The organism is Maribacter sp. R77961 (assembly GCF_044594925.1).
Taxonomy (GTDB): domain Bacteria; phylum Bacteroidota; class Bacteroidia; order Flavobacteriales; family Flavobacteriaceae; genus Maribacter.
In genome coordinates this window covers 3,108,298-3,121,690 of the sequence record NZ_CP138991.1, presented here as the reverse complement: position 1 = coordinate 3,121,690, position 13,393 = coordinate 3,108,298, and the positions used below count along the sequence as shown (strand labels likewise).

The following is a 13,393-nucleotide window of genomic DNA, read 5'->3' as shown; positions in this document are numbered from 1 at the left end:
AAATTATGCGAAATAAATTATTGACCTTGGCCTTCTTAATAAGTGCCTTCGCCCTTAAAGGTCAGGAGCTGACGATCCCCCAGTTGTCTCAATATTTGGCAGACAATCCTTTTGTGATGTCCCCGACCTACGCTGGTATAGGCGACCATGTAAAAATTCGTGTTAACGGGTTAACGCAGTGGGTTGGAATTAAAGATGCTCCGGATACGCAATCTTTAGCAGCTGATATGCGGGTGGGAGAAAAATCCGGTATTGGCGCTTTACTATACAACGATAGTAACGGAGAAACAAAGCAAAGGGGCGCACGTGTTTCATTTGCGCATCACTTAACATTGGACAGGTACGATGATGAATTTTTATCATTCGGTATTTCATATAATTTTAACCAGTTTAGAATAGATATTGAGAATTTCGATGCTTTGGACCCTAGTGTAACAGACGATAGGGCTACTACGAACCATAACTTTGATGTTGGTCTTTTGTACAGGTATGATAAGTTTTACATTAGCGCGAACGCTTCAAATTTAATTGACAAGGACCTAACCAAGTTCAACCCTATTTTTGAGCCTAATAGGTTACGTAATTATTACCTCTATACAGGATATAGATATAGTAAAAGTAAAAACAGTAATTTAGAAATAGAACCATCGGTATTTTTTCAACTTTTTGAGAGCGACGGCCGTTCCGTTACCGATTTAAACGTAAAGTTCAGATGGTACGATTTTGAAGACTATTATTACGCAGGCCTTACCTATCGTTTTCTAAACGACCAGATTGGCGACCCCTTATACATTGCACCTATAGCAGGATTAAAGAAGAGTAATTTTTACTTTGGTTATTCCTACCAAATTATTCTTAACGAATTACTTGGTTACAGTACAGGAACCCACGTGGTAACCCTAGGGGTAGATCTTTTCCAAGGAATCAGTAATTGTAGGTGTACGTACTAAAAAATTGTTTCATTTGTTTTAAGTTTACGCCTTATAATAGTAACAAATGGGAACAGTCCTTGTAGAAAATATTAGAGTTTACGCTTATCACGGTTGTCTACCTCAAGAAACACAATTGGGGAGTGATTATCTAGTGAATATAGCTGTTAAAGCAGACCTGTCTAAAGCAGCTTCTACCGATAGTTTGAATGATACCGTAGATTATGTTCATATTAACCACATCGTAAAAGAGGAAATGGCGATACCTTCTAAACTTTTGGAGCACGTTGTTAAAAGAATAAATGACCGTATATTTCAAGAGTTACCAACTGTCGAAAGCTCGAAAGTAGCAGTCTCCAAAGTAAACCCTCCTATCAATGGTGATGTTGAAAAGGTTACGGTAATTCTAAAATCTAAAAGATCCTGATTATATATTTTTGAAACCTTGTAATAAGGTGCTACCTTTGCAGTCCATAAATTATGGCATCGTGGCCGAGTGGCTAGGCACAGCTCTGCAAAAGCTTGTACAGCGGTTCGAATCCGCTCGATGCCTCCAAGACCTTCCTTTTTGGAAGGTTTTTTGTTTTTCGGGTGTTTTGTACAGCGGTTCCCCTGAGTGTTCGGGGCGTTCGATGCCTCTAAAAAAACCTCCATCGGAGGATTTTATTGTAACAGAAAGACCAAGAATATAGCAGGAATAAAATATACCGCTATGGTTCTGGCGCCTTCATAATCTTTAGCTATTCGCTGCCCGAACAACAACATTAATAACGCAAGACAAGACACTATGGCACCATATAGAGCCATTGTAGTATTGCCTCTCATAGCAATCTGTATTATACCCACGAAACAAAGAATTCCCGCAACTATTTCTGTGAGCAATACGGTACCAAGTAGCAGGGGAACCATATTATTTAATGGGGTCTCTGCAAAATGGCCTTTTAGCCAACTAAGATTCCCCTTCCAATCTATAATCTTATCGATCCCACTTTGTAAAAAAGTAATGATCAAGAATAACAACAATAAAATTTCCGCAGTATGGTCTAAAAGTGATTTCATGTCTTTAGTTGGTTTGGTTTTTTATGTAGGAGCCGTGTAAGCTTTATGGATAGATCCGTAAAAACTATTTTGGCATTACCGTTTCTTTCAATGTGATAAATAGCTTTTTCTAATTCCTCGGTTATAATGATAATATTGTTCTCATGAACAAAGGGAGCGAACTTCTTTAATTGAAAACCAGTATCATGAATTTTTATATAGGCTAGTTTTTCTGCACCATAGTTTATGAGCATCGCTTGACGCATTACCGTTATACAATAATGTAAGAATTTTTTTTGAACCTCTCTTCCTGTTTTTGCAAGCTCTTCACTCCAAAGAATGAGCTCATGGATGGCGCCTTTATTGCCTTTGGCCTTAAATGCAGTGCGAACCCATTGAACGAACCATTTCTCGAAGACTAAATCCTCCGAATCCTCATTTAGTAGATCAATGGCCTTGTTAAAGTTTCCATTGGCCTCATGTGCAATACGAATAGCTTCCTGTTTGTTTGCTCCTTTTTCAATCAAAGCTTTTGTAATGGCATCTTCGGATAACGGAGGGAAGTGCAACACCTGGCATCTAGACCTAATGGTTTGGATTATTTGCTCTTCGTCCTCACAAAGCAAAAGAAACACCGTTTTTTCAGGAGGTTCTTCAATAAGTTTTAAAAGTTTATTGGCTGCGGCATTATTCATGCGTTCCGCCATCCATATCAACATCACCTTATAGCCTCCTTCATAGGACTTTAGGGATAATTTTTTCACCACGTCCAGTGCTTCATCAACCCCTATTTGTCCTTGCTTCTTTTCAATATCGATAAGACGGTACCAATCAAAAAGGTTGCCGTAAGGTTGCTCGCTTACAAACTGTCGCCACTCCTGTATATAATGATTACTCACTGCATGGCTTTTCACCTTGTCAGAATTTGCAACCGGAAAAGCAAAATGAACATCTGGGTGGGAAAAAGAATCGAATTTTAGATTACAGTTCACCGCACCTTCCAAATTTTCTCCATTCTTGTTGTCACAAACAATATACTGCGCATAGGCCAATGCCATGGGTAAGGTGCCCGAGCCTTCTGGACCTACGAATAGTTGGGCGTGTGGTATTCTTCCGGCATCTGCACTGAGTGCCAAGTGATTCTTTATATGGGCTAACCCTAAAATATCTTTGAACAACATAAAGTCAAATATAGTCGTTTTTTGACCCATTAAGGAATTACCTTTTTTATACAAATAATCTTGTTCAGTACTTTATCTCATCCCCATTAATCTTTACATTTGTTACTCATAAAAAGCAGAAATGTCATGAAGCTATTGGACGATTATAATTTTGAAAACAAAAAAGCGCTTATTCGAGTTGATTTTAATGTTCCTTTGAATGATGACTTTGAAGTTGCTGATGCCAACCGAATAGAAGCGGCGAAACCAACGATTATAAAAGTTTTAGAAGATGGAGGTAGTGCTGTACTTATGAGTCATCTGGGCAGACCAAAAGGAGTACGCAATCCAGATATGTCATTAAAACATATTTGTGCTAAAGTTTCGGATATTATCGGCGTCTCGGTAAAATTCGTTGAAGACTGTGTGGGCGATGAGGCTGAAAAAGCAGTTCAAGAACTGCAGGACGGCGAGGTGCTTTTACTAGAAAACCTAAGATATCATGCGGAAGAGGAAAAAGGCGATGAGTCTTTTGCTGAAAAGCTTTCAAAGCTTGGTGATATATACGTGAACGATGCTTTTGGAACGGCGCATAGAGCACATGCATCCACTACTGTTGTGGCTAAATATTTTGAGGGCGCTAAGTGTTTCGGTTATTTGTTGGCTAAAGAGATAGATGCCATCGAAAAAGTGATGCGGACTGGGGAAAAGCCCGTGCTGGCTATTTTAGGTGGGGCAAAGGTGTCTTCTAAAATAACCATTATCGAAAATATCCTTGATAAAGTGGACGATTTAATTATCGGTGGCGGAATGACCTATACCTTTATAAAGGCACAAGGAGGAAAAGTTGGAGATTCTATTTGCGAGGATGATAAGATGGACTTAGCTATGGATATTCTAAAACAAGCTAAAGAAAAAGGAGTCAAGGTTCATATTCCTGTGGATGTTTTAGCCGCGAACGATTTTAGCAATGACGCCCAAACACAAGTGGTTGATGTTGATAAAATACCCGATGGCTGGCAAGGTCTTGATGCCGGCCCTAGGACATTAGAAATCTTTAAAAATGTTATTACGAACTCCAAGACAATCTTATGGAATGGACCTGTCGGCGTTTTTGAAATGGAAAATTTTGCAAAGGGGACTATAGCAGTAGGTAATTATATAGACCAAGCTACACAAAATGGTGCTTTTTCCCTTGTTGGTGGAGGAGATTCCGTTGCAGCGGTAAAGCAATTCGGCTTTGAGGAAAAAGTGAGCTATGTTTCTACTGGCGGAGGTGCAATGTTAGAAAGTCTAGAGGGTAAAACCTTGCCCGGAATAGCTGCAATATTAGACCAGTAAGGGCGTTATCGATAAACGGCATATACCGAGATTATCTGTATTTTAAGAGATTAAATTTTATTCTCACAAAAAAATGTGCGATTTTCGTTAGTCCCGCTTAGAATATTTCGTCCATTATGAATAAGCTTAAATATAATTTTTTCACCTTTTTAGGTATATTATTCCTTGCCTTTATAACCAATGGGCAAGAAGTAGATTCAACCGCACAATTGAACAAAACAACGGATTTGGGAAAAAAACTTTCCAAAGACACGCTAGTTTTGGTTTCAGATTCCATAGTTGAAACATCAAGTGGAAACGCTACTAATGCTGTTCCAGAGGGTAATCTTGTCCTGATGAAACCTAAGGATTCTACCACGTATAACCTACGCGACATTGAATTGGCGGCTAAACTAGACAGCCTATGGATGAAAGAGCTTATGACAAGCGCTTCCTTATACGACGAAATATATGATGAGGTCGCTAATTTGGACACGGATAAAAAGGCAGAATTAGATTTAAATTCGGACACGTTAAAATTGCGATTAGAAAGGCTAAACCAAAAAACGCCGTTCAATGTTTCTTATAATCCTTCTCTAGAAAGCGTGATAAAATCTTTCCTTACCAGAAAACGCGGTCTAATGGAAAAGATGATGACCGTAAGTCAATTTTACTTTCCACTTTTTGAACAGGAATTGGACAACCACAATATTCCTCTGGAAATGAAATATTTATCTATTGTGGAATCAGCATTAAACCCCAAGGCAAGATCACGCGTAGGTGCTACCGGTCTTTGGCAATTTATGTACGGCACTGGCCGTGAGATGAAACTGGAAATTAACAGTTACGTAGATGAGCGTAGCGATCCTATAAAATCTACCGAAGCAGCCTGTAAATATTTAAATCGATTATATAGAATTTATGAGGATTGGGATTTAGCCTTAGCTGCTTATAATTCTGGACCTGGAAACGTAAACAAGGCAATAAGAAGGTCTGGGGGCCATAGAAACTATTGGAATATTAGAAGAAATTTACCCAGGGAAACGGCAGGGTATGTGCCTGCTTTTTTAGCAACAATGTATATTTTTGAATATGCTGAAGAACACGGTATTAAAGGCAAGAAAGTAGATAGACCTTATTTTGAAACGGACACCGTACACGTAAAAAGCCTTATAACCTTTGATCAGATTTCAGAATTGACAGGAATTTCCAAGGAAGAATTAAAAATTTTGAACCCTTCGTATAAACTGGACGCTATTCCTTTTCAAAAAGGTAAAGAACATGCATTGCGACTGCCTTTAACGGAGATGGGGAAGTTTGTAGCCAATGAAGAGGCTATTTATGCCCATGTAGCTAAGGAACTTAAAAGTAAAGAGAGTCCGTTACCGCAATTGGTAAAGCAAGCGGAAGAGAATAGAATTAGATACCGAGTACGAGATGGTGATTATTTAGGTAAAATAGCCATGAGGTATGGAGTAGGGGTCAGTCAAATTAGACGATGGAACGGTCTTAGAGGCAATAATTTAAGAATAGGACAACGGTTAACCATATACCCTAGAAAGAGCCCTAGTGCAACAACAAAACCAAAGAAAACACCATCTAGAACGGCCATTTCAAGCAATTCTCGTGTACATGAAGTGAGGAGTGGTGATTCACTTTGGACTATTTCTAGAAAATATCCTGGAGTTAGTATTGATAATTTACGAGAATGGAACGGTATTAGTGGTAACAATTTAAAACCAGGCACAAAACTTAAATTGTGTGATTGTTCATCCTAATTAGAAATACAAAATGAAAAGATTATTTTTTTTACCCATTTTCGCTTTTATCCTTTTGTTCTCTTGTGAAGAAGGAGAAAAAAAAGATTATTTACCAAATTCCATAGGCGCTTATAACACGCTTACGGTCGTTATTGATAACGAGTTATGGAACAGTGAGGTTGGCGACGGGATTCGAGAGAGTTTTGCGGCACCTGCACTTGGCCTAACTTGGGATGAAGCCTTATTCAGCATTACTCAAATACCACCGAAAGTATTTTCTGGTGCCGTGAGAAATACAAGGTCCGTTCTTTATGTTATGCAGGATACCCTTAACCTAGCCCACATGAAAAGTAATATGTATGCGAAGCCGCAGAAGGTTGGGGTGATTAAAGGACGTACAAAGGAAGAAATACTGACGAATCTTAACGAAAAAGCTCCGGAATTTATAACCGCTTTTAAAAGACTAGAATTAGATGAGGCTCAAAATAGATTTTTGAAGTCGCTAAGTAACGAAAAAGCCTTACAGAATAATTTTGGGGTTGAATTGAACGTGCCTTCTATATATAAAGTTGGGCGCGAAGAAAAAGATTTTGTTTGGATCGATCGTCAAATACAAAAGGGAAACATGAATATTATCGCCTACAGTGTTCCTTGGAATACCTTTTCCAATGATTCTACTTTTGTTCAAGATATCGTGCGTATGAGGGATTCTATTGGAGGTCTATTTATTCCAGGAGAGGATATTCCGGGCAAGAAAAACCACATGATAACGGAAAAAGCTTTTTCTCCATACGTTTTCCCTGTAGAAATAGCTGGTAGAAAGGCTGCAGAGGTCCGAGGTATTTGGGAAATGTCCGGATATCCTATGGCAGGCCCTTTCTTGACCTATATTATCAATGACAAACCGAACAATAGAAAGTTAGTGCTAGAGGGTTTTACATTTGCCCCTGCAACTGAAAAAAGAGATTATATGTTTGAGCTGGAAGCTATCATGAAAACAGTTCGTTTTGTAGATTAAAAATTAAATAAGCAAATAAAAAAAGACCAGTGAATTTCACTGGTCTTTTTTTATTTGCTTATTTAATTTGATTTCTTATAGATTGCTAAAAGAAAATCCTGTAGATACTCTAAAGATGAAAGCATAAATTGCAAGCGCCAATAGCGCAAAACATAGCCAAGAAAATACTTTAAAATAGTTTTCTAGTATATAGCTCTTCCAGTTTTTGAAAGCCTCTACGTAAATTTCTTTTACGAGTATAATTTTTTCCATACCTGAACATTTATAGGTTTCTATGCTGTAAATATCGGAGATGACTTGCTCAATTACGAGTATATTAGGCAAAAGGGATATAAAGGCTATGAATGGGGTAAGCTTATTTTAATTGATCTATAAGTGGTAAAAATATGGGTTTAACGGTATGGAACTAGTTCTTTTAGGAGGTTATTAACTTGTATAAATTAATTAGTAATTGAAATGTAAAAGAAGAGGAGCAAGGATTATTAGGTTTTTAAATAGCAAGAATTAAATGTAAAAAGCCCTCGATACGTATCGAGGGCTTTTTTTTAGCTTATATATCAATATAATTTACATTTCTACTATTATAAATTCTGATCTACGATTTAAATAGTGATTTTGTTCGGTGCAAGCGACACTTCCATCACATCCGTTTAAGAGCCTTTCCTCACCATAACCAATAGCACTTTGTATACGCTCTGGAGCAATCCCTTTGGATATTATATAGTCTCTTGTAGACTGGGCCCTTTTGCCAGACAGATATTTGTTGTATACGGCACTACCTCTAGAATCTGTATGGGACTCAACCTTGATGACCATATCAGGATATTCGTTCATTACTTCGACTAACTTGTCAAGCTCTTTCCCTGCATCAGGCCTAATGTAGGACTTGTCAAAGTTAAAGTGAATCATTTCCGTCTTAAGCTTTCGTATTCCATCTTCAACGGTAATCATTTCTTGAAGTTTTCTTAGTTTAACCTCTACATTGACCGTAGTATTATCTTCTGTTGCTGTTTCTCTTTCATCTTCAAAATAAGTATCTCCATTTGTGGTTCTTAGCGTGTACCTGGTATTGGAATCCAAATCTTCAAATATGAAACTACCATCGGCCGAAGTTTCTACCTCTTTAAGCTTAATATTGTTTTCATCTAGCAATTCTACCATTGCTTTAGGCATTAAGTCACCAGTAATTAGTTCGGCAACCACTCCAGCAATAGCATTTTTATTTTCAGGAATTTCTTCTATGATAAGACGTTTAAAAGAATAGATGTCGTCGTCTCCCTTTCCGCCATCCCTGTTAGAGGCGAAATAACCCTTTTGAGTCTCCTCATTGATTATATAGGAGAAATCATCTTTATTACTGTTAATAGGTTTACCAAGATTTTTTACGCCTGTAAACCCTTTCTCGGTATCAAAAGAAGCTTCATAAACGTCTAACCCTCCTAAACCTGTATGTCCATCCGAGGAGAAATAGAACTTTTTATCGTTAATAAAAGGAAACATTTCTTTTTGCTCTGTATTAATTTCTGGACCTAAGTTTCGTGGTTCTGAAAACGAGCCATCTTCATTAATATCAACTACAAAAATATCTGTTTCTCCCAAAGAACCTGGCATGTCTGACACGAAATACATTTTCTTCCCATCTTGGCTTACAGCTGGGTGACCTGTAGAATAGGCGTCACTATTGAAGGAAACTTCTGTCGCCTCCAACCATTCTCCATTTATTTTTTTTGATCGGTATATCTTAAGGTGGTTAATACCTTTCTTATCGCGTTTTAGCTTTTTCCCGTAATTATTACGTGTAAAGTACATGGTTTCATTGTCTGGGGAAAATGCAACAGATGCCTCATGGTATTTGGTATTGACTTTCTTAGAGAATTTAACAGCGTTTTTCAATTCTTGTGATTCTTCGTTTAATTTGGAAACATATAGATCTAGATATGGTTGATTATTCCACTTATACCGTCTGGTATTAAAAACAGAAGAATCCATTGCCGAAGCAAATACGATATCTTCATCAAAGAACATTGGAGAGAATTCAGAATTTTCTGAGTTGATCTGCAGGTTTTTAATTTCAAACTTTTTTGCAGTATTTAGAATATTGTCAAGCTCTATTTCCTTTTGCTTATTTGACATTCTAGTGGGTTGACTTGATGCCTTTAGCTTTTTGTTATAGAGACGCATTAATTTTTTTGATCTTGCGTAATTACCCGTTCCTTTTAAAGAATGGGCATATTTAAAGATGTTATCTGCAGACATCTCATTACTATAATTCTCATATAATATATGGTACCATTTATACGCCTGCTCCATATTTGTATTGAAATAATGAGCGTCCCCGGCTTTCTGTAATACTTGGTATGAGTAATTTTCTCTCCCTTTGTTTAAAGCCAGTTCGTAAAGTTTAGCTGCTTCTGCATACCACATTTTGTTAAAAAATTCGTCGGCACGTTTAATTAGCTTATCCTTATTTGCTGATTTTCCCGAGACTTTCTTTTCTGATTTGGTATTTTCAGAAACCTCTTTACTCTTCTGATTTTCTAAGATTGGCTCATTCAGTTTGTCATTTACAACAAATTCCTCATTCGGCTCACTATCGTTTATTTTTAAAATCCAGACATTATCTTGAAAGGTATTTTCAAATTTTGAATTGATATCGTCTATTGCCGGCTTCCAATTTGTATAACTTTTAATATAATAGTAATAAAGACCTTTGTCTTGAACATAAATATAACCGGGCTCAAAACCTTTTCTTTTGTGTTTTTTTATGGCTCTTTTTATATTCTTATCAGAACTTAGGACCATTGATATGGCATAATACCCATCGGTGGCGTTTTTTATATTTGAAAATGTCCGTTGAGGAATATCATTAGCGTCGGCAACTCTTAGGAACGTATCTTCATCTTGTTCAGATAGACTAGAATCTTCTACGGCGTTGTAGCCAATAGTACTGGGAGTTTCTTCCTGCACCGACAAGTCATTAAAACTTTGACCGTGGGTAATCAAAGTGAAGGTAACAAAAAGAAGGCTTACAATTTTTCTTATAGGGGTATACATCGTCTTCATGTTTAGAAGGACTTTGAAATTTATCTTCATTCAGAAGTATAAACAGCTTTAAGGCTTATATTCAGAATCGAAAATACAAGTTAGCTCCTAACCGATCTATTTTTTGTTGTGAAAGAGCCGGTTTTTGTCGTGTAAGCAGCAATAGTGTTTGCTTTTGGAAAAGATTAAGTACTAAAATAACTTCTAACACATGATGTATATGAAATTGGTCATTGTAAATTATAGAGGAGATCGGGAAGAAAAGTAAAAAAATAAAAAAGCGCCAGTTTTAAGAGTGGCGCATAAAAAACAAAGAAAATAAAAGAGTTACTCTTTTTTAGGTTCTTCTAAATTTTCATCTTCCTTTGAGGCATCTTTAAACTCTTTGATACCGCTTCCCAAACCACGCATTAATTCAGGAATTTTTTTCCCTCCAAATAATAAGAGTACAACGAGAACAACAATTGCTATTTGCCATGGACCAATAGCTAAAATTATATTAGAAAATGTCATATGAATATCTTTAAATGAGAAAAACAAAGGTACTAAAAAGTAAAATAGCTTTCTAAGATATTAACGAATCCTACATGTAATAATCGTTTTAGTAGCTTTTTGCACCTTAATCTATTGAAATTTAATAGTTTATGAGGGGGAGGGTAGATTTATACGGATGAACCAACGCTATTTACTTTGGTAAGTTTATCTTTGTTGTAATGGCTAAAAAGGTTAAAAAAAGAAAAGAAATAAAACGAAAACTGCTTCACAAGTATCGTTTAGTTATTCTTAACGAGAATACTTTTGAAGAAAAAATATCTTTTAAGCTCAGTAGATTGAACGTTTTTGTTACTGGCTCCCTGTTTATGATTGGTCTAATCGGCTTCACTATCTTGTTAATAGCCTTTACGCCTTTAAGGGAGTATATACCTGGCTATTCCTCTACAAGGCTTAAGAAACAGGCTACTGAACTAACTTATAAAAGCGATTCTTTGGTACGGGTCTTAAATTATACCAATAAGTATTTGGACAATATTAGAATGGTATTAAAAGGGGACATCGTAAATAATGAAATTAACAGGGATTCTTTATTCGATCAATTTAAAATAGACCCAGCATCCATTGACTTAACCCCAACAAAGGAAGATTCTTTATTAAGAGCCGAAGTGGCTCTGGAGGACAAGTACAATTTGTTTGAAAGTAATACCACTAAAAGTAATATTGTATTATTTCCGCCAATTACAGGCACCGTTTCTATGAATTTTGACGCTCAGAAAAAACACTATGCAGTAGATATCGTGGCCCCAAGAGACACCCCAGTAAAGGCAGTAGCAAATGGTACGGTTATTTTTGCAGAATGGACAGCGGACACCGGGTACGTTATAATTCTTGAACATAAGGGCGGACTCTTGAGCGTCTATAAACACAATGGGTCTTTGGACAAGTTTCAAGGAGCAATAGTGCGTTCAGGTGAAGTTATTGCCTCGGTCGGTAATACCGGTGAGCTGACTACGGGACCACATTTACATTTTGAACTTTGGGATAACGGAAACCCAGTGAATCCATCTGATTTTATAGATTTTAATTAATAGACATGTCTTTAAAAGGTTTAGCCGCTAAGATTTTCGCTAACTATATAGTACGAAGAACCTTATCATGGTCTGCACGGCCCATTGAAACCCAAGAAAAAGTTTTTCAGGATTTAATTAGCTCCGCCAAGGATACGATTTTTGGAATTGACCATAGTTTTAAGGATATAAAAAACCATTCAGATTTTGTTTCTAATGTTCCCATAAGAGATTACGAGGAACTTAAGCCTTATGTCAATCAGGTTGTAGAAGGAAAAATAGATGTACTATGGCCGGGGAAGCCAATATACTTCGCAAAGACTTCGGGCACTACCTCTGGTGCTAAGTATATACCTATCACCAATTCTTCTATTAAGAATCAGGTAGAAGCATCAAGGAATGCCATATTGAGCTATATTCACGAAACTGGTAGCAGTGGTTTTGTGAACGGAAAAATGATGTTTTTACAAGGTAGTCCCGTGCTGAAAGAGAAAAACGGAATTAAGTTAGGAAGGCTTTCCGGTATTTCTGCACATTATGTTCCTAGCTATCTACAAAAGAACAGACTGCCCTCTTGGGAGACGAATTGTATTGAGGACTGGGAAGAAAAAGTCAATGCCGTAGTGGAAGAAACCGTTGGTGAGAACATGACCATAATAGCAGGAATACCCTCATGGGTACAAATGTATTTTGAAAAACTTAAAGAAAAAACCAATCGGAACATTGGAGATTTATTTAAAAACTTTGAGTTGTTTATTTATGGAGGGGTCAATTATGGACCGTACCAGAAAAAATTCGAAGAACTCATAGGAAGAAAGGTGGCTAGTATAGAACTTTTTCCGGCCAGCGAGGGCTTTTTTGCCTACCAGAATTCCCAAAGTGAAAAGGGAATGTTATTACTTTTAAATTCGGGGATATTTTATGAATTTATAAAGGCGGATACTTTTTTTGACGAGGGTAGAAAGCGGATTACACTACAAGATGTTGAGTTAAATACGGATTACGTTATGATTATTTCTACGGATGCGGGCTTGTGGGCTTATAATCTAGGAGATACCGTTCGGTTTATTTCAATTAAGCCCTTTAAAATTATAGTCTCAGGGAGAATAAAACACTTTATTTCGGCATTTGGCGAACATGTTATAGCCAAAGAAGTTGAGCAGGCAATGCAAGAGGCTATTGAGCAGACTGATGCTAAGGTGAATGAATTTACCGTAGCTCCTCAAATAACACCACCGGGAAATGAACTACCTTATCATGAATGGCTTATCGAGTTTGAAAGTAAGCCGTCTGATATGCAAATTTTTATGGAAATCTTAGATAAATCGCTTCAACGACAAAATAGTTATTACTATGATTTAATAGTGGGGAACATTTTACAACGGTTAAAGATAACCACGATTAAACGGGATGGCTTTAAAGGCTACATGAGGTCTATCGGAAAATTAGGAGGACAGAATAAAGTGCAGCGTCTTGCTAATGACCGAAAGGTTGCGGAGCTGCTTTTGGCTCAAAAAGAGAATTAAAGTAGACGTAATTAATCTTTAATTGTAGTTTTGTAGGA

The 13,393-nt window shown here is 37.0% G+C and carries 12 protein-coding genes and 1 tRNA gene; 8 read left to right on the top strand and 5 right to left on the bottom strand.

Annotated features, from left to right (window positions below; translation table 11 throughout):
- The first annotated feature begins 5 nt into the window (after nt 1-5).
- From SJY09_RS13460 to SJY09_RS13450, 3 genes are all read left to right on the top strand, one after another.
- Nucleotides 6-950, top strand: coding sequence for a type IX secretion system membrane protein PorP/SprF (locus tag SJY09_RS13460; protein WP_396636233.1), 945 nt, complete (start codon nt 6-8; stop codon nt 948-950).
- Between the two features lie 46 nt (nt 951-996).
- Nucleotides 997-1,356, top strand: a complete 360-nt coding sequence (gene folB, locus SJY09_RS13455) for a dihydroneopterin aldolase (RefSeq protein WP_396636232.1) — start codon at nt 997-999, stop codon at nt 1,354-1,356.
- Between the two features lie 55 nt (nt 1,357-1,411).
- Nucleotides 1,412-1,485, top strand: a tRNA-Cys gene (locus SJY09_RS13450).
- 107 nt (nt 1,486-1,592) lie between these two features.
- On the opposite strand, the gene SJY09_RS13445 is transcribed toward SJY09_RS13450, so the two are convergent.
- Entirely contained in the window at nt 1,593-1,988 is a 396-nt protein-coding gene (locus SJY09_RS13445; protein WP_396636231.1) for a DoxX family protein, read from the bottom strand.
- Nucleotides 1,985-3,148: an ATP-binding protein gene (locus SJY09_RS13440; protein ID WP_396638637.1), complete on the bottom strand. Its 1,164-nt coding sequence runs from the start codon at nt 3,146-3,148 to the stop codon at nt 1,985-1,987. The genes SJY09_RS13445 and SJY09_RS13440 overlap by 4 nt, the downstream gene beginning before the upstream one ends.
- A 126-nt stretch (nt 3,149-3,274) precedes the next feature.
- On the opposite strand from SJY09_RS13440, the gene SJY09_RS13435 reads away from it, so the two are divergent.
- From SJY09_RS13435 to SJY09_RS13425, 3 genes are all read left to right on the top strand, one after another.
- Nucleotides 3,275-4,468, top strand: a complete 1,194-nt coding sequence (locus tag SJY09_RS13435) for a phosphoglycerate kinase (protein ID WP_396636230.1) — start codon at nt 3,275-3,277, stop codon at nt 4,466-4,468.
- A gap of 116 nt (nt 4,469-4,584) precedes the next feature.
- On the top strand, nt 4,585-6,225 hold the full coding sequence (locus SJY09_RS13430; RefSeq protein WP_396636229.1) for a LysM peptidoglycan-binding domain-containing protein: 1,641 nt from the start codon (nt 4,585-4,587) through the stop codon (nt 6,223-6,225).
- Between the two features lie 13 nt (nt 6,226-6,238).
- Entirely contained in the window at nt 6,239-7,225 is a 987-nt protein-coding gene (locus SJY09_RS13425) for a DUF4837 family protein (protein WP_396636228.1), read from the top strand.
- A gap of 75 nt (nt 7,226-7,300) precedes the next feature.
- On the opposite strand, the gene SJY09_RS13420 is transcribed toward SJY09_RS13425, so the two are convergent.
- From SJY09_RS13420 to tatA, 3 genes are all read right to left on the bottom strand, one after another.
- Complete coding sequence (locus SJY09_RS13420; protein ID WP_396636227.1) at nt 7,301-7,477, bottom strand: DUF6747 family protein; 177 nt, start codon at nt 7,475-7,477, stop codon at nt 7,301-7,303.
- Nucleotides 7,478-7,792: 315 nt separating this feature from the next.
- Entirely contained in the window at nt 7,793-10,279 is a 2,487-nt protein-coding gene (locus SJY09_RS13415; protein WP_396636226.1) for an OmpA family protein, read from the bottom strand.
- 315 nt (nt 10,280-10,594) lie between these two features.
- Nucleotides 10,595-10,780, bottom strand: coding sequence for a twin-arginine translocase TatA/TatE family subunit (gene tatA / locus SJY09_RS13410; RefSeq protein WP_126592910.1), 186 nt, complete (start codon nt 10,778-10,780; stop codon nt 10,595-10,597).
- A 200-nt stretch (nt 10,781-10,980) separates the two neighbouring features.
- On the opposite strand from tatA, the gene SJY09_RS13405 reads away from it, so the two are divergent.
- Nucleotides 10,981-11,850, top strand: coding sequence for a M23 family metallopeptidase (locus tag SJY09_RS13405; protein ID WP_396636225.1), 870 nt, complete (start codon nt 10,981-10,983; stop codon nt 11,848-11,850).
- 5 nt (nt 11,851-11,855) lie between these two features.
- Complete coding sequence (locus tag SJY09_RS13400) at nt 11,856-13,355, top strand: GH3 auxin-responsive promoter family protein (RefSeq protein WP_396636224.1); 1,500 nt, start codon at nt 11,856-11,858, stop codon at nt 13,353-13,355.
- Nucleotides 13,356-13,393: the final 38 nt, after the last annotated feature.

Excerpts from the sequence above, each read along its gene's own strand:
- SJY09_RS13460 (WP_396636233.1), top strand. The coding sequence starts at position 6 with ATGCGAAATAAATTATTGACCTTGGCCTTCTTAATAAGTGCCTTCGCC.
- folB (WP_396636232.1), top strand. The coding sequence starts at position 997 with ATGGGAACAGTCCTTGTAGAAAATATTAGAGTTTACGCTTATCACGGT.
- SJY09_RS13445 (WP_396636231.1), bottom strand. The coding sequence starts at position 1,988 with ATGAAATCACTTTTAGACCATACTGCGGAAATTTTATTGTTGTTATTC.
- SJY09_RS13440 (WP_396638637.1), bottom strand. The coding sequence starts at position 3,148 with ATGTTGTTCAAAGATATTTTAGGGTTAGCCCATATAAAGAATCACTTG.
- SJY09_RS13435 (WP_396636230.1), top strand. The coding sequence starts at position 3,275 with ATGAAGCTATTGGACGATTATAATTTTGAAAACAAAAAAGCGCTTATT.
- SJY09_RS13430 (WP_396636229.1), top strand. The coding sequence starts at position 4,585 with ATGAATAAGCTTAAATATAATTTTTTCACCTTTTTAGGTATATTATTC.
- SJY09_RS13425 (WP_396636228.1), top strand. The coding sequence starts at position 6,239 with ATGAAAAGATTATTTTTTTTACCCATTTTCGCTTTTATCCTTTTGTTC.
- SJY09_RS13420 (WP_396636227.1), bottom strand. The coding sequence starts at position 7,477 with ATGGAAAAAATTATACTCGTAAAAGAAATTTACGTAGAGGCTTTCAAA.
- SJY09_RS13415 (WP_396636226.1), bottom strand. The coding sequence starts at position 10,279 with ATGTATACCCCTATAAGAAAAATTGTAAGCCTTCTTTTTGTTACCTTC.
- tatA (WP_126592910.1), bottom strand. The coding sequence starts at position 10,780 with ATGACATTTTCTAATATAATTTTAGCTATTGGTCCATGGCAAATAGCA.
- SJY09_RS13405 (WP_396636225.1), top strand. The coding sequence starts at position 10,981 with ATGGCTAAAAAGGTTAAAAAAAGAAAAGAAATAAAACGAAAACTGCTT.
- SJY09_RS13400 (WP_396636224.1), top strand. The coding sequence starts at position 11,856 with ATGTCTTTAAAAGGTTTAGCCGCTAAGATTTTCGCTAACTATATAGTA.